The sequence below is a fragment of the Paenibacillus sp. BK033 genome (genome assembly GCF_004345425.1).
In the GTDB taxonomy this organism is placed as follows: domain Bacteria; phylum Bacillota; class Bacilli; order Paenibacillales; family Paenibacillaceae; genus Pristimantibacillus.
In genome coordinates this window covers 1,253,525-1,270,906 of sequence record NZ_SLVP01000001.1, presented here as the reverse complement: position 1 = coordinate 1,270,906, position 17,382 = coordinate 1,253,525, and the positions used below count along the sequence as shown (strand labels likewise).

Here is a 17,382-nt window from a genome sequence, read left to right as displayed (position 1 = left end):
CGTGAAACCTCCTAGTCAGCTTTACTGCAGCAGTTTGTCTACGCGGGAATCGATGTCCTGCTCGCTCATCCCGCCTACAAATACATCCAGAATGGTCCCGTCCGGCTTGACAAAAAAGGTTGTCGGGTAAGATTCCAGCCCGTATTTCCGCTCCGTCTTTCGGTTCACGTCGCGCAATATCGGATAACTCAGATCAAATCTTCGAACGAAGTTGTTAACCGTAAGCGTATCTTCGCTTAGGTTAATCGCAAGCACCTCGAGACCCGAGTCCTTCCATTTCTCGAACTGGCGCTCGAACTCCGGCATCTCCTTCACGCAAGGCGGGCAGAAGCTCCCCCAGAAGTTAATGACAACGGCCTTGCCTTTATAATCGGAAAGATTGTGCGTATTGCCCTGCAAATCGGACAGCGTAAAATCAGGCGGCTGTTCCCCGATTTTCGGAATTCCCTCGTCCTTAGCGGCGAATAGGGTATTGCCTATGGCATATCCGCCTACAACAAGCACGGCCAGCAGAATGACAACTTGCACCGTTTTTCGATACTTGCCCATTCCCGTCCCATCACCTACATTTCACCATTGATGTCAGCTAATAATACACTCATTATAACGAAAAATGGGCGGCAATAACCGCTGCCGCCGTTTACTTTTTATGAACTTTATGTGTCTTGCGCGCCTGGTCCCGAAGCTCCTTAACCTCAACCGGAGTAAGGTGTCTGAACTGTCCTCTCGCCAGCGTGCGCAGTCCAAGCTCGCCGAATTTCACGCGTCTCAGCTTGAGCACCGGATGCTTGATCGCATCAAACATGCGGCGCACCTGCCGGTTGCGTCCTTCGTAAATGGTAATGCGGATCGTCGACATATTTTTTTCTTCGTCGATATCCTGGTATTCGACCTCCGCTGGCGCGGTCATGCCGTCCTCCAGCATAACGCCCTTCTTCAGCTGATCGAGAAGCGATCCGTGCGGTACGCCTTTTACGGTTGCGTAATAGGTCTTGGGCACGTGATGGCTCGGATGCGTGAGCAGATTGGCGAACTCCCCGTCATTCGTAAGAAGCAGCAGCCCTTCCGTATCGTAGTCCAATCGACCGACCGGATACACGCGCTCTCTAATGCCGGGCAAAAAATCAGCCACCACTTTGCGCCCTTGCGGATCCTTGGCGCTTGTGATGACACCTCTTGGCTTATTCAGCATCAAATAGATCTTTTTCTCACTGCGGATCGGCTTGCCGTTCACCGTAATTTCATCCGATGCCGGATCCGCTTTTACCCCAAGCGTGGTCACTTTCTCGCCGTTGACCTCTACGGCACCGGCCAGAATAAGCTCTTCGCATTTTCGACGGGATGCGACGCCCGCTTGCGCTAATATTTTCTGTAAACGTTCCAATGCTTTCACCTCAACCTCCATCATAACGATATGGAAGAGAAAGCACAAGCGCGGGCTACTTGAATATGTACATGCAGATCATGATTGCAGCCAAAAATCCGACTAAATCCGAGAATAAGCCTACTTTAAGCGCATATTTGGTCTTGCGGATACCCACCGCGCCAAAATATACCGTCAGCACGTACAGCGTAGTATCCGTGCTGCCTTGAATCGTTGACGCAATACGGCCAATCATGGAATCCGGCCCATGCGTGGCAATAAGATCGGCCGTAAATGCAAGCGATCCCGCTCCAGTAAGCGGCCGCAGTATGCCAAGCGGCAGCACTTCCGTCGGAATGCTAAGCCAATCAAACAAGGGGCGCACCGCGCCAAGCATCATATCCATCGCACCGGAGGCGCGGAACATACTGATCGCCACCATCATGCCAACCAGCGAGGGAATGATGTTAATCGCAGTGCCAAAGCCGTCTTTTGCGCCTTCAATAAAAGTTTCGTATACAGGGACTTTCCGAAATGCCGCATATAAAGGTATAAATACGATAATGGCGGGAATAAGCCAAGCCGAAACGCGGGTAAACAACTCAAACAAAATCGCCACCTCCCTTTACCGTTGAGACGGCCGACACTGGAGGATCCATTGCGGTATGAGCCGGCAATGCCTTGCCGGATGCGTGACCCGAAGTCAATTTATTCGCCGGAGGCGGCCCTGACCTCCTCCGGTACCATCGGTCCGCGAGAATAGCGGCACCCGTCGCAACAAAGGTTGCCGCAAGAGTGGTGCCAACGATTTCCGCAGGGTTTGCGGAACCGTAATTCATCCGGATTGCAATTAAAGTCGTAGGTACAAGCGTAATGCTGGACGTATTTAACGCCAGCAGCGTGCACATCGCCGGCGTTGCCGTCTCTTGATCGGGATTAAGCTTTTGCAGCTCCTGCATCGCCTTAATCCCCATTGGAGTGGCGGCGTTTCCCAAGCCGAACAGATTGGCGCTCAGATTGCTCATGATATAGCCCATTGCGGGGTGATTGGCCGGAACGTCCGGGAACAGCCACCGCACGACGGGACTTAACAGCTTGGCCATCTTTCTGAGCACTCCGGCATCCTCCGCAATCCGCATCATCCCCAGCCAGAATACCATAATGCTAATGAGGCCGAAGCTGATGGTAACACCGGATTTCGCGCCATCAAACGCCGCCTGCGTTACCGCATCGATCCGACCGTTCATAGCCGCCACAGCCACGCTTATAACAATAAAAAACAACCATATCCAGTTCACCATAATTGGCTTACCTCCCCCGATTAGCCAAGCGTAAACGGTTGCTTAAGGATGAGCATCCGTTTCGCATGCGAAATACAAGCAATAAACAAGCCTGTATTTCAAAATAGTGCACCGATAACAGCAGTTATCGAATGGATGAAGCTTTCATGCTCTCTGGAAGCTTTTTTGTAATCGAGAAGCAATGCGGCATCCGACTGCGGCTTGCGTTCCGGCAAGCTCATTCTGGCACTGCCGATATCGTAAACAGGAATGGATCCGATTTTCTGACCGTTCAAATACCATTCAAGCGCACCGCGTTCCCCAAGCTTATAGTTCATCGTAGCCATATCAAGAACGACCAGCCTTGATTGCAGACTGCCCCGTTCCTCTTCGGCTAGCGGATAATAGAAGGAATTCCCCACCGCTAACGGATATCCGGCAATCGTCTGACCCTTGCTTGCCACTTCCACCAGCGGATAATGCTTAAAGCCCCAATCAAGCATGTGACGGTGATCGATCCAGTCATCCCGGTCGTTCAATGTAACCGCAGCCAGCTGCTGACCGTTTTTCGTCGCCGAGCTGACCAGACAGCGCAGCGCTTTTTTGGTATAACCGGTCTTAACGCCATCCGCACCTTCGTACATAGCCAGCATTTTGTTCTTGTTGGTCCAGCTGTATTGCCATTTCTCATGAGGATTCGGAACACTTTTGACCTTCGTGCTCACGATTTCGGCAAATACCGGATTCCGAAGCGCGTATGCCGTCAGTTTCGCAAGGTCGTTGGCAGACGAGTAATGTCCGTCTACATCAAGGCCATGCGGGTTTTGGAATTGGGTATGGGTTAAACCAAGCATCTCGGCTTTCTCGTTCATGAGGTGGACAAAGCCTTCCTCCGAGCCCCCTACATGCTCGGCGATTGCCGTTGCCGCATCATTGCCCGAACGCAGCATAAGTCCGTATAGCATATTGAGAAGGGTCATTTCCTCCCCCAGCTGCAGATAAATGGAAGAGCCCTCTTTGCCTACCGCTCTGCTGCTCGTCTTCACTTGATCCGACAGCTTACCGTGCTCGATTGCGACGATTGCGGTCATGATTTTCGTGAGACTGGCAATCCGCATCGATTGGTCTCCATTTTCGCTGTACAGAATTCTCCCCGATTTCACATCAACCAGCGCAGAAGCATTCGCGCTTGTATGGTAAGGTTTCGGCGCCGCGTGCACGAATGCCGTAAAGCTTGTCCCCCAGATCAAACTTGCTGCCCCTAAGGCGATTCCTATCCGGCGAAGCTGTCTTCCTATCACGTCTTTCGCTGCTCCTTTCCTATCGTCAGCCCTCACCTTGTACAGTATATGCTCGGAATGGGCAAATTAAGACATGCCCCAAAACGAAAAACTGCCCTTGCGGGCAGTTTCCCTAGATGAGGGTGTCGTTACCGTCTGTGATATAGTCATGGTCATGCTTGGCGGCTGATGTCCTGAACATATGCTGCACTTTATCGAATACGACAGGAGCCGAATCGATGATGCGCTCCATCAGATGCGTTTGGTTGTCAAGCGGCACAATCTTCACGCCATGCGTACCAACGACCAGAAATGCGATTGGAGTAATCGAAACGCCGCCGCCGCTGCCGCCGCCAAACGGCCCCGCAGCTCCGGCATTATGATGGTTATGGCCGTCCGACGACGAAGTGTGATCATGCGTGGCAGAACCGTCGTAGCGTATATCGCTGCCGCCCGCCACGAAGCCGAAGCCGACTTTGGAGATCGGCATAATGATGCTGCCGTCCGGCGTTTGAACGGGATCTCCGACGATCGTGTTGACATCGACCATCTCTTTGATATTTTCCATTGCGGTCTGCATAAGGCCTTGAATCGGATGTTCTGGCATTGTGACTCCTCCTGAAGTTAAATTGTGTTTGTGCGTTAAGGATGAGGACTCGCCTACACTTTTGGTATTGTGCTCATCCCAGGTACGGACTATGTACGAAACGAACCGCAGCCTCAAATTACACAAGCGTTTATGCCTTAAAAAGCAAGTTTCTCCAAGCCTGTACGCCCTCTTTTGCATTTCTCAGGCGCACAAGCAGGTGCAAGCCGGCCATGACGGCATTGCCTAGTCCAATCTTGGCGATACAGGTCCATTCCGTTCGGAAGCAAGCTTGCGCGTATACAGGCTGCACATCCACTCTCGGCTCGGCCCTCAGCTTCACGAATTGGGACAGCACGCCTAAGGTCGTTGTTTTTACCGACCACAGCGCGCCCGTAGCCATTGCCGTCCACATCGCATCACCCGTGCCTACGGCACTGGTCCATTTCCACTCCTCCAGCCTGACCTTCGCCAGCGTTTGTTTTGCCCAATGAGAGAGGTTGTACGTCAATGCCGCGGCGCGCTTATATTTCTCGATTCCAGCCATTACGCGGTGAGTGTCGATTTCATCCTTCTTCTCGTCCTTGCTGCTCATGCCAATGCTTGTACCCATTAAATGCTCTTGCAGACGGATCGCTTTGCCGCTGAAATCAATTGAGCGAATCTTGAACTTATAGCGCAGTAATCCGAAGAGCGCTTTGAAATTGATCTCGATGTCGTCATTTTCCCCATCGCGTCTCATCTCTCCTTGGATCACGACAGGCGATACCAAGGCAATGAGAAGGAAAAGCACAATAATGAGACCGGCCGCGAGTACCCAAATATACGGATAACCGATCATTCCATGCTTCCTCCAGCTTTATGAAAAATAGGTTACTTGTAGTATGGCTTGGCTAGCGAAATTCATGCAAAAAAACGGGATGCAAGGATCCTTAGGGACAGTCGGGGAAGTCGGTAATCTACTAGATTGATAGACAAAAAAACCGTACAGATTAATCTGCACGGTTTTTTGGCGGTCTGGATTATTTAAACGCAGGAACAATTGCGCCTTCGTATTTGTCTTCGATAAATTTCTTCACATCCGGCGATTGCAGGGCCGCAGCCAGCTTCTTGATCGCGTCGGAATCCTTGTTGTCCGGACGGGCAACCAGAATATTCACGTAAGGCGAGTCGCTGCCTTCGATAAAGATTGCGTCCTTCGTAGGTACAAGATCCGCCTCAAGCGCGAAGTTGGAGTTGATCAAAGCAAGATCGACTTCACCCAAAACGCGCGGAAGAGTTGCTGCTTCTACTTCCGTAATTTTCAGGTTTTTCGGATTTTCGGTAATATCGTGTACGGTTGCGGATACGCCTACACCGTCTTTCAGCTTGATCACATTGTTAGCGGCAAGCAGTTGGAGAGCGCGGCCTCCGTTTGTCGGGTCGTTTGGAATAACCACTTTTGCGCCGTCTTTCAGTTCATCCGCGCTTTTGATTTTTTTGGAATAGGCGCCCATTGGCTCAATGTGAACGCCCGCAACGCTTACAAGGTCGTAACCCTTGTCTTTGTTGAATTGATCAAGGTACGGCGTATGCTGGAAGAAGTTTGCGTCCAGTTCTTTCTCGTACAATTGCGTATTCGGCTGAACATAGTCGTTGAATTCCATGACTTCAAGGTTAATGCCTTGTTCCTTCAAGGCAGGCTTGATGAAATTAAGAATTTCCGCGTGCGGCACCGGCGTTGCGCCAACCTTCAAGGTGACTTCTTTTACTTCGTTGCCGCCGCTCCCTGCCGAAGTATTGTTCGCGTTGTTCTCTTCCTTCTTAGCGCCGCATGCGGATAACGCAATGACAAGCGTAAGGGCAAGCAGGATAAAACCAAATTTCTTCATTTCCCTTTCCTCCATCTTCTGTATGTTGCTTCTATGATGTCCACCTTACTTCCGGCTAAACCGGCGAACCAAATGGTCGCCTGCCATCTGCAGGAGTTGAACCAAAATAATAAGCATTAAAACCGTAACGATCATAACGCTCAGCTGGAATCTTTGATAACCATAACGCAAGGCCAGGTCACCTAGACCGCCGCCGCCAATCACGCCTGCCATCGCCGTATAAGATACAAGCGTAACCGCCGTAATCGTAATTCCGGCCAGCAAGCCCGGTCTTGCTTCAAGCAGCAGGACGCGTCTGACGATATCCCATCTGGAAGCGCCCATAGCCTGCGCGGCCTCGATAACGCCCTTATCCACCTCGCGGAGAGATGTTTCCACCAATCTGGCGAAAAACGGCGCTGCCGCAACGACAAGCGGCGGAATCGTGCCCTGTACGCCTAGCGTCGTACCGGTCAGCACCTTCGTAAACGGCATGATCAGAATCATCAGGATAACAAACGGTACCGACCGCAGGATATTAACAACAAGCGATAGCAAGCCGTACACGACAGGCTGTTCAAGCAGCTGCTTTCGGGAGGTCAGGAAAAGGATAATCCCGATTAACAAACCGAGAATGACGGTGAATAACAGCGAAGCGCCAATCATCGTCAAAGTATCCTTGGTTGCGGGCCAAATATCCTCCCAGCGCACTTGGCTCCAGTCTATGTTCTGCTTCAGCATCATTTCAAATCACCTACTTCCAGCCCTTTCGCCCGCAGCTCGTCAAGCACCCTGTCAATCTCTCCGTTATCGCCGATAAACTCGATAACCAGCTGTCCGTAAGGCGTATTCTTCATGCGGGAGACGGTTCCTTGCAGGATCGTAAATTCAACGGAGGTAGATTTGACCGCGTTAAACAGCAGCGGCTCGTACGTAATCTGGCCAACGTAATTGATTTTGATAAGACGCCCGCTTCTCGTGTTGATAAGCTCCCGCGGATCGAAGGAATCCGCGATTTGGCTGACAAAATCCTTCGTAATCGGATGCTGCGGCTTCAGGAAGACATCCAAGACATCCCCCATCTCGACGATCTCGCCGCCGTCGATAACGGCAACGCGGTCGCAAATCGCGCGGATAACGTGCATCTCGTGCGTAATCAGCAGAATCGTAATGCCCAGCTTTTGATTAATGTCCATCAGAAGCGACAGAATCGCGTTTGTCGTCTGCGGATCAAGCGCCGAGGTAGCCTCGTCGCATAGCAGCACATCCGGATTGTTCGCCAGCGCTCTGGCGATCCCCACGCGCTGCTTCTGACCGCCGGAAAGCTGCGCCGGATATTTATCCGCGTGCTGCTCCAGCCCGACCAGCTTCAGCAGCTCGTCGACCCGTTCCTTGACTGCCGCCCTCGGCATCTTCGCAAGCTCTAGCGGGAACGCGACATTATCGCGTACCGTCGCCATCGTCAAGAGATTAAAATGCTGAAAAATCATTCCGATTCTACGGCGTTCCTTCTGCAGCTGCGTGGACGACAGCCGGGTCAGCTCCACGTCGCCTACCTTCACCGTCCCCGAAGTCGGGCGCTCCAGCAAATTCACGCAGCGGAGCAAGGTGCTTTTACCTGCCCCGGAATGTCCGATAATGCCGAATATTTCACCTTTATGAATGGTCAGGCTTATATTTTTAACTGCTTCAATGCTATTCCCGTAAGTTTTTCTTATGTCCAGAAGCTCAATCAGTGGTATTACCTCCTGCTATCCATCGTATGACGTTACAGCTAGAATCCCCTGAACAAACAGGTTCATCCTATTCATAAAAAAAGAACAACCGTCATTATAACCAACTTTCAACGGAATTGTCACTAGATAAAAAAGTAAAAAGGTCCGTTATCCCGCTTCTGCGGGAAATAACGGACCAATTGTTCAACACTTAGACCATTCTTTAGAAAAATCGGAATGTCGAGTTATTCCTGATCGTCATGAACCGGAATAAACTCGTCAATCGTCGTCTGGCGTTCGCCCAAACGCTCGAACAGCATTTGCGTCTGTTCCTCGAGCGCCTCTTCGATATCGACTTGTTTAGGCTCAGGCAAAGCTTTGATATTCGGCAAACCAAAATAATCGAGGAATGATTTCGTTGTTCCGTACAAAATCGGTCTGCCGATCGCTTCGGCCCGTCCGACCTCTTCAATTAAGTCCTTTGACACAAGCGATTGAATCGCCCGGTCGCTCTTGACGCCCCGAATCTCCTCAATGTCGATGCGGGTAATCGGTTGGCGGTATGCCACAATGGACAAGGTCTCGAGGGCAGCCTGCGACAGCTGGGAACGCGTCGGCGTATACGCCATCCGTTCAAAGTAAGCGGCGTGATCCGGATTGGTGGTCATCCGGTAAGCTCCGGCTACCTCCGTTACCTGCACCCCGCGCTGCTCGCGAGCCAAATCCCTGTGAAGGTCATACACAAGATCGGCCGCCAGATCGGCGTCAAGCTGCAAAATATCGGCCAGCTGCCGTTTGTTTAGTCCTTCGTCGCCTGCCATAAACAACAGGCCTTCAATAATCGATTTCAACTTCGGATAATCCATGGTCCGCCGCTTCTCCTCTCCAATGAATGACGATGTCATCAAACAGCTGATGCTGGAAGCAGCGAATATGTTTCATCTTCATCAGCTCCAGAATGGCAAGGAACGTCACAACAACCTCATGCTTGTTCATATTCTCGCGGATCAGACGGGAAAACCGTACGGTCTCGAACTGCTTCAGAACCTCAACAATGTCCCGAATCCGGTCCTTAACCGAGATTTCGTCCCTCTGCACGGTTGCCACAATGTTGCGTCGCGCGGCTCGGCGCAGCGCCCGCTGGAATGCGGCAATCAGATCGGAGATATGCAGCCCCTCGAGCGGATTGACGATCTCTTCTTTCATATACGGCGTCATATCGTCCGGCTCGCGGGAATAGATAAGGCTGCGCTCCAGCTCCTTCTCCCGAAGCTGCTCTGCAATTTGCTTGAATTTACGATATTCGACCAGCTTCTGAATAAGCTCGTCCCTCGGATCAAGGCCGTCATCCGGCCATTCTTCATAGAAGTCCTCGAATACGGGAGGTTTGGGCAGCAGCTGATTGCTCTTGATGGCCAGCAGCGTTGCCGCCATAACAAGGAACTCGCTTGTCAGCTCCAGCTCCAATTCCTTCATCGCATTCAAGTAATCCATGTATTGATCCGTTATTTCACTAATCGAAACCTCATGGATGTCGATTTCTGACTTATCGATAAGATGAAGCAGCAAATCGAGCGGTCCCTCAAAGGATTCCAACTTGTAGTGCATCGTCACTTCTTACGATCCCCCTGCCATGCGCAAATGGCTGACGTCCTATAACAAGTAACGCAGCATAATTTGAGCGATTACTCTAATTATGCAGTAATTTCGACAAATTTGCCATCTCTATTGCAGAAACAGCCGCTTCATAGCCTTTATTTCCCGCTTTTGTGCCCGCGCGCTCAATGGCTTGCTCGATCGAATCCACCGTCAGAACGCCAAAAATCGTTGGCACGCCTGTTTTCAGAGCGATTGCGGCTACGCCTTTTGCCGCTTCGTTGCACACGTAGTCAAAGTGCGGAGTTGATCCCCGGATAACGGCGCCAAGCGTAATAACGGCGTCGTACTTTCCGCTTTCCGCCATTTTTTGCGCGATAAGCGGAATTTCAAAGGCGCCTGGCACCCAAGCGATATCCACATCGTTGTCTTGCGCGCCGTGGCGTTTGAAGCCGTCAAGCGCACCGCTCAGCAGCTTCCCCGAAATAAACTCGTTAAAACGTCCTACAACTACTCCAAATCGAAGTCCTTCCGATACTACGCTTGCTTCAAATACGTTTGGCATGTTAAGCCCTCCTGGTTTGTAAGGTCAAATTTTTATTTGGCTTGATTACTTCTTGCCGCCTTCGCGAATTTCAATCGGTACCCGTTCCACGATTTCGATTCCATGGCCCTCGAGGCCTCTGATCTTGCGGGGGTTATTCGTAAGCAATCGCATCTGGCGGACGCCAAGGTCTCGCAAAATTTGCGCTCCTACGCCGTAATCGCGAAGATCCATCTTTGGCTTGGCCTCTTCCTTGTCCGCCCCTTGATCGAGCTGGGCGTAAGTCTTCAGCTTGTTAACAAGCCCTTGACTGTCCTGACGCATATAGAGAAGAATGCCGCTGCCTTCCTCATTGATTCGCTCAAGCGCCGATTGCAGCTGCGGACCGCATTGACAGCGATGCGAATGGAAAACATCCCCGGTCAGGCATTCCGAATGCACGCGAACCAGAACCGGCTTCTCCCCGTCTATCTTACCTTTAACGAACGCGATATGCTCTTTGCCGTCAGCCTGGTTCGAGAAGGCAATCGCCCGGAAGTGACCGAAGTCCGTCGGCATGTCGACCTCCACGATGCGGTCAACAAGCTTCTCCATGGCGTTGCGGTAAGCAATCATTCCTTGGATCGTGATCAGCTTCAGGTTATGCTTTTCCTTGAAAGCGATCAGATCGGGAAGGCGGGCCATCGTCCCGTCCTCTTTAATAATCTCGCAAATGACTGCCGCAGGCTCCGATCCGCACATGCGGGCAAGGTCGATGCCGGCTTCCGTATGACCGGCGCGGCGAATGACGCCGCCATCCTTCGCAACCAGCGGGAAAATATGCCCCGGCTTGCGGAAATCCGTTGCCTTGGTCGCCGGATCAATCAATGCCTTGACTGTCTGCGAGCGTTCATAGGCCGAGATCCCCGTCGTCGTGGACACGTGATCCACCGATACCGTAAAAGCCGTTCCGTGATAGTCCGTGTTGTGCTGAACCATCGGCGGCAGATCAAGCTGCTCGGCGCGCTCCCGCGTGATCGGGACGCACACCAGGCCGCGGGCTTCGGTTATCATGAAATTGATAACTTCGGGTGACGCGGTCTCCGCCAGGGCGATCAAGTCCCCCTCGTTCTCGCGGTCCTCGTCATCCACCACGATAATCGGCTTGCCGGCCTTCAAATCCTCCAGCGCGGCCGCCATCGAGTCAAACACATTTTCTTGCAGTTCCAGCTCTTGTCTATTCATCAATTTCCCTCCCTGCTATCCGGTTACCCTTGTATTATAAAAAACCGTTCTCGCTCAAAAAGGCTGCGCTAAGCTTAGACTCTGTATGCCCGGCAGAGCCTGATCTGCCCGCAGGCTTGTAATGCAGCAGATGATCGACGTATTTGCCGATGACGTCGCATTCGATATTGACAGAATCGCCGGCTTTCTTGTTCATCAGCGCGGTTTCCCCCAACGTATGCGGGATGACCGATACCGAAAAGCCAGCGGCATGGGTGCCAACCACCGTTAAGCTGATCCCGTCAATCGTTATAGAGCCCTTCGGAATGACATAACGCATCATTTCGTCGTCAGACAGCCGAATGGCGAAAACAACCGCATTCGCATCCGTCTCGCGTCCGGTGATGATGCCAACTCCGTCGACATGCCCCTGCACGATGTGTCCGCCGAACCGGCCGCCGGCCATCATCGCGCGCTCCAGATTCACGTCCTGACCCGGCCGGAGCTGATGCAGATTGGACTTCCGGTAGGTCTCCGGCATGACATCCGCATCAAACGACGTGCGGTCGAAGGCGATCACGGTTAAGCATACGCCGTTAACGGAAATGCTGTCGCCGAGGGCAACCCCTTCCGTAATCTTTGATGCTTCCACCGTCAGAACCATCGCCTCGCCTTGTTTCTTAACCCGTCTTAAAGTGCCAACTTCCTCAATCAGGCCGGTAAACACGGGCACTCCCCCAATCTATTCATTACCGTATACCGGATATCCCGATATGCAAATATCTTCTCCCGCCATCTCTACCTTAACATGGTCAAGTTCAATGGCTTGCGACATTTTCTCGAACCCGGCGAACGTAAAGGTGCCGGGGGAGTCAAAGCCGCCGATAATCTTGGTTGCCATGTAGATCATTATCTTATCGATTAATCCGGCCTCCAGCATGGCACCGTTCAGCTTGCCGCCGCCTTCCAGGAGAATCGAACCAATCTCCAGCTCGCCAAGCTTGCGCATCGCTTCAGCCAGGTCAACCTGCTTCCCGTCGCCGCAGCGGATGACTTCAACGCCGGCTTCGGTCAGCACCTTCTCGCGAGCCGGATCGGCCTTCGCGGAAGCGAGTACGATCGTGCGGGACAAGCCGTCCGTCACGACTCTAGCGTCCAGCGGCAGGCGAAGCTGACTGTCCACGATAATCCGAACCGGATGAATCGCGGGAACGGCCGCTCGGGTCGTCAGCTGAGGATCATCCGCCAGCAACGTACCGATGCCCACCATGATCGCCTCATGCTGATGGCGCAGCGTATGCACTTGTTCGCGGGCGGCCGACCCGGTAATCCAGCGGCTGTCTCCGGTATGGGAGGCGATTTTTCCATCCAGCGTGCTAGCCGTCTTCAGCGTGACGAAAGGCAGCCGGGTCGTAATGTACTTGTTGAATTTCTCGTTCATGCTCCGGGATTGCTCTTCAAGCAAACCAACCTCGACCTCGATGCCTTCCTCCCGGAGACGAGCAATCCCTCTGCCCGCAACCTGCGGATTCGGATCCGTGGTTGCCACCACGACGCGGGCGGCCTTCGCATTGATAATGCGTTCGCAGCATGGCGGCGTTTTGCCGTAATGGCTGCACGGCTCAAGCGTGACGTACACCGTCGCCCCTTCCGCATCGTCGCCGGCCATCTGAAGCGCGTGCACCTCTGCGTGACCCGTTCCCCGTTTAAGATGGGTGCCAACGCCAATAATTCGTCCATCCTTCACGACTACGCAGCCCACAACCGGATTAATGCCGGTCTGCCCGGAGGCTTTAGCCGCGAGCTCAAGAGCAAGACTCATATAATACGAATCGTTTAAAATTTCCATAAATGCAAAAACACCCCCATTAGCCAGCTTAGCCAACGGGGGTGGGAAAAATAACCATTCCATGCCTGCAAAAAGAAACTGTTCACACGCAAACGGCATTGCGGCCCCCATAGAGAACCGCAAGCGTTTCGCGGATGAAATACAAGTCCAGTATAAAAAATATAAACAACCTATACTTTTCTTATATTTCAAACAAACCCATTCAACTTGTGAAAATAAGCACAAGAAAAATAAGCATGAACGCTTATGCGCAAACGCATCGAATGTGTCCCCTTCTCCCATCCAGACTATACTGTCGGTCCCGGAATTGCACCAGGTCCACCGTTCCTTCCCTCGCAATGCGATGAATCGCTCTTGCGCGGGACGGCCCGGGTCACGGACTGACGAGTAAGCGCCGCACGCAGGTGATTCCTGTTGTGCTAGCGCCGCTCGATCACCGCCGGTTGGGATTTTCACCCTGCCCCGAAGGTAAGCCACAAACTATAAATTTGTTAGTATCTTAACATTAAACTTCGTAAACTTCAACCTTTTGCATTTTATCGCGTCCTTTGAACGCGTCAACATGCTCCATGCCTTTAGCAACTTTGCCAAATACGGTATGTTGGCCGTCAAGATGCGGCTGTGGTTGATAGCAGATGTAGAACTGGCTTCCGCCTGTGTTGCGGCCTGCGTGTGCCATTGCGAGCGTACCGCGTTCATGCTTGTTCGGGTTGATCTCGCAATTGATGGTGTAGCCGGGACCGCCAGTGCCTGTGCCGTTAGGGCAGCCGCCTTGCGCAACGAAACCTGGAATAACGCGGTGGAATACCACGCCGTTATAGAAGCCTTCGTTTGCAAGCTTTTCGAAGTTTGCTACCGTATTTGGAGCATCTTGGTCGAACAGATCGAGAATAACCTCTGCGCCGTTCTCAAGTGTGATTTTTGCTTGTTTAGCCATGTCTAACATCTACCTTTCTATGTCCGAATAAGACTACGTTACCAAAAATCTCCCTCACTTAGCAAGCGATTTGAGAAGTCTAGCCGGAATTACGTCGTTGCCGACGATATTTTCGAGCGATTCGCGCTGCACAACGAGGTCGGATTGGCCGTCTTTCACGAAGACAACGGCAGGACGGCGGAAACGGTTGTAGTTGCTCGCCATCGAGTAGTTATAAGCGCCCGTGCAGGAGACGGCGAGCAAGTCGCCCGTTTCCGCTTTCGGCAGCTCAAGGTCGATAATAAGCTTGTCGCCGCTTTCGCATGCTTTGCCTGCGATCGTAACGGTTTCCGTAGCCGCTTCGTTCGCGCGGTTCGCCAAAATCGCTTCGTAACGCGATTGATACAGCGCCGGACGAGGGTTATCCATCATGCCGCCGTCCACCGCGATATATTTGCGTACGCCCGGAATATCTTTCATTGTGCCAACGGTGTACAGCGTTGTGCCTGCGTCGCCGACGATGCTGCGGCCCGGCTCAACCCAAATTTCGGGCAGCGGGAAGTTAGCGGCCGAGAAATTCGAAATCACCGCGTCGGTAATGGCAGCCACGTATTGGGCTACCGGAAGCGGAGTGTCGCCTTCCACATAACGGATGCCGAAGCCGCCGCCAAGGTTAATGACCTTGAAGGTAAGCCCAAGCTCGTCGCGGATTTGAACGGCGAAAGCCACAACTTTATCCACTGCCATGCGGAAGCCGTCAACTTCGAAAATTTGGGAGCCAATATGGGAATGCACGCCCAAAATTTCGAGATTCGAGAGCTCGAGCGCTTCACGGATGGCCTGCTTCGCGGCACCGTTGCCAAGGTCAAAGCCAAACTTCGAGTCTTCCTGGCCGGTCGAAATATATTCATGCGTATGAGCTTCCACGCCCGGCGTAATCCGGAACAGAATTTTAACTTTTTTGCCCTTGTTTGCGGCTAGCGCATTTAACAGGTGCAGCTCGACAAAGTTGTCTACGACGAAGCATCCGATATTGGCATCAAGCGCCATGTTGATTTCGTCCGGCGTTTTGTTGTTGCCGTGGAAATGGATGCGGGCTGCCGGAAATCCTGCCTGCAAAGCCGTATACAGCTCCCCGTCGGACACAACGTCGAGCGACAAGCCCTCTTGATCGGCAATCGCGCACATGGCCATAACCGAGAATGCTTTGCTTGCGTAGGCAACCTGGAATTTCAGGCCGGATTCCTTAAATGCGTTTACGTATTCATTTGCCCGTTGACGAATAAGCGTCTCGTCGACGATGTAGAGCGGCGTGCCGTATTCCTTCGCCAGATCCGTTACATCAACTCCGCCAATCTCCAAATGTCCTCGGGCATTAATTTTGCTTGTGCCATGTAAGTACACGAATGATGTTCCCCCTCAGATATCTACTACAGGACGTAATAGAAGTTGATTGCGATTTGTACCAATAGCCACAGTATATCGCAATCTAACCTTGAGAGAAATGGATAAATTCACATTTGATTTGTATTTCTTGGCCTCTAATCGGTACGCGGCATTTTGTCGCTTTGCTGCGGGCGGAGAAGGTTGGGACGAGTCCGGTTTTTGAGCACCGGCTTCCTTACGATGATGTTCCACATCGCTCTGTAATCAAACGGAATAAACGGCCACATATACGGACGGTTGAACGAACGCTGCATGCACAGCATCATCAGAATCGCGGTTGTTGCGATAATAAACCCCGGAGCGTTAAACAGGGTGACAGCAATGATCAGCACAAGCCTGACAATCCGGTTGGCAAGCCCAAGCTCATAGCTTGGCGTAGCGAACATCCCCACGGCGGCAATAGCCATGTAGAGAATAACTTCATTGATGAACAGCCCGGTTTTGACCGCTATATCGCCAACCATGATGGCCGCAACGAGGGAGACGGCGGTTGCCAGCGTTGACGGCGTATGCACCGAAGCGAGCCTCATGAGATCAACGCCGACCTCCACGATCAGAAACTGCACGATCAGCGGCAGCTTGCCGACTTTTTCCGGCCCCAGGAAGGTTAGAGCCTGAGGCTTCAGCTCGGGATGAACCACGAACAGGAGCCATAAAGGCAGCAGGAACAACGAGGAGAAAATCCCGAGAAAACGAACCCACCGCAGGTAGGTTCCGATAAACGGAGTCTGCCGGTTCTCCTCCGCGTGCTGGATTAGATCAAAAAAGGTAGTCGGCAATATCATGGCGCTTGGCGAAGTGTCCACAAACACGACCACGGAGCCTTCCAGCAGATGGGCGGCGACTACATCGGGACGTTCCGAGTATCTCACAAGCGGAAAGGGATTCCAACCCCTTTGCACGGTCGCTTCTTCCAACTGCTTATCCGCTAGCGGCAGCCCGTCTATATGCACGAGTTCGATTTTGTCCTTGATCGATTTGACCAGCTCCGGATCGGCCAGATCATTGATATAGGCAATGCAAATATCGGATTGCGTGCGTTCCCCGACCCTGACAAGCTCATAACGGAGCTGCGGATCGCGGAGGCGTCTGCGGACAAGCGAGACGTTCATCATCATGGTTTCCACAAAGCCGTCGCGGCTGCCGCGCACAACGCGTTCAAGCGTCGGTTCCTCCGGATTGCGCGCCGGGAAAGCCTTCGCATCGATAATGATCGCATGCGGTTCTTTGTCAATAAACATCGCTGTGGCGCCGGATAAGACGAAGGTCAGCATCTCATTCCATTTATCCTTCTTTTCCACCTGCGCGGCAGGCACATACAAATGAAGGAAATTATGAAAGGCGTCGCCCGAAACGTCGTCTGGCTGCAAATATGTGAGCCGTTTGAGAACTTCGGTCAGGATTGTATCCTTGGCGAGGCCATTCATGTAGAAAAAAGCGGCGCGCCTTTCCCCAAACGTCATTTCGCGCACCACGATATCGAAGCTTACCTTATACCCCACTTCGTTCTCCAGCCGCTCGAAAACCTCGTCCAGACTTGCAGGAATCGCATCATCCTTGCCGTCGGCTTTCTCATGTCCCGCGAGAGTCTGGCCATGCTTGACCGTGCGACCCGTTAATTCAAAAGGAGGAGTCGGGATTGCCATTCCCTGCTCCTCTTTTTTTTGCGCTTCCGGTATGTACATAAACGGGGGCTTCCCGTTATTTTGTTCCCGGTCCTTCTCCCGATCCGTCATCGTCATCGTCCTTTCGTG

At 52.4% G+C, this 17,382-nt stretch carries 19 protein-coding genes and 1 riboswitch; all 19 genes read right to left on the bottom strand.

What is annotated here, in order from left to right; genetic code table 11:
* Window positions 1-21: 21 nt before the first annotated feature.
* Entirely contained in the window at window positions 22-549 is a 528-nt protein-coding gene (locus EV294_RS05705) for a redoxin domain-containing protein (protein WP_132304622.1), read from the bottom strand.
* 91 nt (window positions 550-640) lie between these two features.
* On the bottom strand, window positions 641-1,384 hold the full coding sequence (locus EV294_RS05700) for a pseudouridine synthase (protein WP_132305304.1): 744 nt from the start codon (window positions 1,382-1,384) through the stop codon (window positions 641-643).
* Between the two features lie 55 nt (window positions 1,385-1,439).
* Window positions 1,440-1,973 (bottom strand): spore maturation protein, encoded by a 534-nt coding sequence (locus EV294_RS05695; RefSeq protein ID WP_132304620.1) that lies wholly within the window; start codon window positions 1,971-1,973, stop codon window positions 1,440-1,442.
* Entirely contained in the window at window positions 1,966-2,664 is a 699-nt protein-coding gene (locus tag EV294_RS05690) for a nucleoside recognition domain-containing protein (RefSeq protein WP_132304618.1), read from the bottom strand. Before EV294_RS05690 ends, EV294_RS05695 begins: the two co-directional genes overlap by 8 nt.
* Before the next feature lie 98 nt (window positions 2,665-2,762).
* On the bottom strand, window positions 2,763-3,890 hold the full coding sequence (locus EV294_RS05685) for a D-alanyl-D-alanine carboxypeptidase family protein (protein WP_481856049.1): 1,128 nt from the start codon (window positions 3,888-3,890) through the stop codon (window positions 2,763-2,765).
* Window positions 3,891-4,056: 166 nt separating this feature from the next.
* Window positions 4,057-4,530 carry a GerW family sporulation protein gene (gene ytfJ / locus EV294_RS05680; protein ID WP_132304614.1) on the bottom strand — a complete coding sequence of 158 codons (474 nt, stop codon included), beginning with the start codon at window positions 4,528-4,530 and terminating at the stop codon, window positions 4,057-4,059.
* Between the two features lie 130 nt (window positions 4,531-4,660).
* Window positions 4,661-5,350, bottom strand: a complete 690-nt coding sequence (locus tag EV294_RS05675; RefSeq protein ID WP_132304612.1) for a DUF2953 domain-containing protein — start codon at window positions 5,348-5,350, stop codon at window positions 4,661-4,663.
* Window positions 5,351-5,531: 181 nt separating this feature from the next.
* Window positions 5,532-6,380, bottom strand: coding sequence for a MetQ/NlpA family ABC transporter substrate-binding protein (locus EV294_RS05670; protein WP_132304610.1), 849 nt, complete (start codon window positions 6,378-6,380; stop codon window positions 5,532-5,534).
* Window positions 6,381-6,425: 45 nt separating this feature from the next.
* On the bottom strand, window positions 6,426-7,103 hold the full coding sequence (locus EV294_RS05665) for a methionine ABC transporter permease (RefSeq protein WP_132304608.1): 678 nt from the start codon (window positions 7,101-7,103) through the stop codon (window positions 6,426-6,428).
* Complete coding sequence (locus EV294_RS05660; RefSeq protein ID WP_132304606.1) at window positions 7,100-8,095, bottom strand: methionine ABC transporter ATP-binding protein; 996 nt, start codon at window positions 8,093-8,095, stop codon at window positions 7,100-7,102. Before EV294_RS05660 ends, EV294_RS05665 begins: the two co-directional genes overlap by 4 nt.
* A 224-nt stretch (window positions 8,096-8,319) precedes the next feature.
* Window positions 8,320-8,940, bottom strand: a complete 621-nt coding sequence (gene scpB, locus EV294_RS05655) for an SMC-Scp complex subunit ScpB (protein ID WP_132304604.1) — start codon at window positions 8,938-8,940, stop codon at window positions 8,320-8,322.
* Window positions 8,909-9,688 (bottom strand): segregation and condensation protein A, encoded by a 780-nt coding sequence (locus EV294_RS05650; protein WP_132304602.1) that lies wholly within the window; start codon window positions 9,686-9,688, stop codon window positions 8,909-8,911. Before EV294_RS05650 ends, scpB begins: the two co-directional genes overlap by 32 nt.
* Window positions 9,689-9,764: 76 nt before the next feature.
* Complete coding sequence (gene ribH, locus EV294_RS05645) at window positions 9,765-10,235, bottom strand: 6,7-dimethyl-8-ribityllumazine synthase (RefSeq protein ID WP_015843951.1); 471 nt, start codon at window positions 10,233-10,235, stop codon at window positions 9,765-9,767.
* Window positions 10,236-10,280: 45 nt separating this feature from the next.
* Window positions 10,281-11,438, bottom strand: coding sequence for a 3,4-dihydroxy-2-butanone-4-phosphate synthase (gene ribB, locus EV294_RS05640; RefSeq protein WP_132304600.1), 1,158 nt, complete (start codon window positions 11,436-11,438; stop codon window positions 10,281-10,283).
* Window positions 11,439-11,472: 34 nt separating this feature from the next.
* Window positions 11,473-12,144 (bottom strand): riboflavin synthase, encoded by a 672-nt coding sequence (gene ribE / locus EV294_RS05635; protein WP_132304598.1) that lies wholly within the window; start codon window positions 12,142-12,144, stop codon window positions 11,473-11,475.
* A 15-nt stretch (window positions 12,145-12,159) separates the two neighbouring features.
* Window positions 12,160-13,266: a bifunctional diaminohydroxyphosphoribosylaminopyrimidine deaminase/5-amino-6-(5-phosphoribosylamino)uracil reductase RibD gene (gene ribD / locus EV294_RS05630; protein WP_132304596.1), complete on the bottom strand. Its 1,107-nt coding sequence runs from the start codon at window positions 13,264-13,266 to the stop codon at window positions 12,160-12,162.
* 266 nt (window positions 13,267-13,532) lie between these two features.
* Window positions 13,533-13,740: riboswitch (FMN riboswitch) on the bottom strand.
* A 31-nt stretch (window positions 13,741-13,771) separates the two neighbouring features.
* Window positions 13,772-14,203, bottom strand: a complete 432-nt coding sequence (locus tag EV294_RS05625) for a peptidylprolyl isomerase (RefSeq protein WP_127494281.1) — start codon at window positions 14,201-14,203, stop codon at window positions 13,772-13,774.
* Between the two features lie 54 nt (window positions 14,204-14,257).
* Complete coding sequence (lysA, locus tag EV294_RS05620; protein WP_132304594.1) at window positions 14,258-15,586, bottom strand: diaminopimelate decarboxylase; 1,329 nt, start codon at window positions 15,584-15,586, stop codon at window positions 14,258-14,260.
* Window positions 15,587-15,723: 137 nt separating this feature from the next.
* Entirely contained in the window at window positions 15,724-17,364 is a 1,641-nt protein-coding gene (locus EV294_RS05615) for a spore germination protein (RefSeq protein WP_132304592.1), read from the bottom strand.
* Between the last annotated feature and the right edge of the window lie 18 nt (window positions 17,365-17,382).

Bases quoted from the DNA above. Each gene is read 5' to 3' on its own strand.
- scpB (WP_132304604.1), bottom strand. From the start codon at position 8,940: ATGGATTATCCGAAGTTGAAATCGATTATTGAAGGCCTGTTGTTTATG.
- ribD (WP_132304596.1), bottom strand. From the start codon at position 13,266: ATGGAAATTTTAAACGATTCGTATTATATGAGTCTTGCTCTTGAGCTC.
- ribB (WP_132304600.1), bottom strand. From the start codon at position 11,438: ATGAATAGACAAGAGCTGGAACTGCAAGAAAATGTGTTTGACTCGATG.
- EV294_RS05615 (WP_132304592.1), bottom strand. From the start codon at position 17,364: ATGACGGATCGGGAGAAGGACCGGGAACAAAATAACGGGAAGCCCCCG.
- EV294_RS05675 (WP_132304612.1), bottom strand. From the start codon at position 5,350: ATGATCGGTTATCCGTATATTTGGGTACTCGCGGCCGGTCTCATTATT.
- ribH (WP_015843951.1), bottom strand. From the start codon at position 10,235: ATGCCAAACGTATTTGAAGCAAGCGTAGTATCGGAAGGACTTCGATTT.
- EV294_RS05705 (WP_132304622.1), bottom strand. From the start codon at position 549: ATGGGCAAGTATCGAAAAACGGTGCAAGTTGTCATTCTGCTGGCCGTG.
- EV294_RS05670 (WP_132304610.1), bottom strand. From the start codon at position 6,380: ATGAAGAAATTTGGTTTTATCCTGCTTGCCCTTACGCTTGTCATTGCG.
- EV294_RS05625 (WP_127494281.1), bottom strand. From the start codon at position 14,203: ATGGCTAAACAAGCAAAAATCACACTTGAGAACGGCGCAGAGGTTATT.
- ytfJ (WP_132304614.1), bottom strand. From the start codon at position 4,530: ATGCCAGAACATCCGATTCAAGGCCTTATGCAGACCGCAATGGAAAAT.
- EV294_RS05690 (WP_132304618.1), bottom strand. From the start codon at position 2,664: ATGGTGAACTGGATATGGTTGTTTTTTATTGTTATAAGCGTGGCTGTG.
- EV294_RS05665 (WP_132304608.1), bottom strand. From the start codon at position 7,103: ATGATGCTGAAGCAGAACATAGACTGGAGCCAAGTGCGCTGGGAGGAT.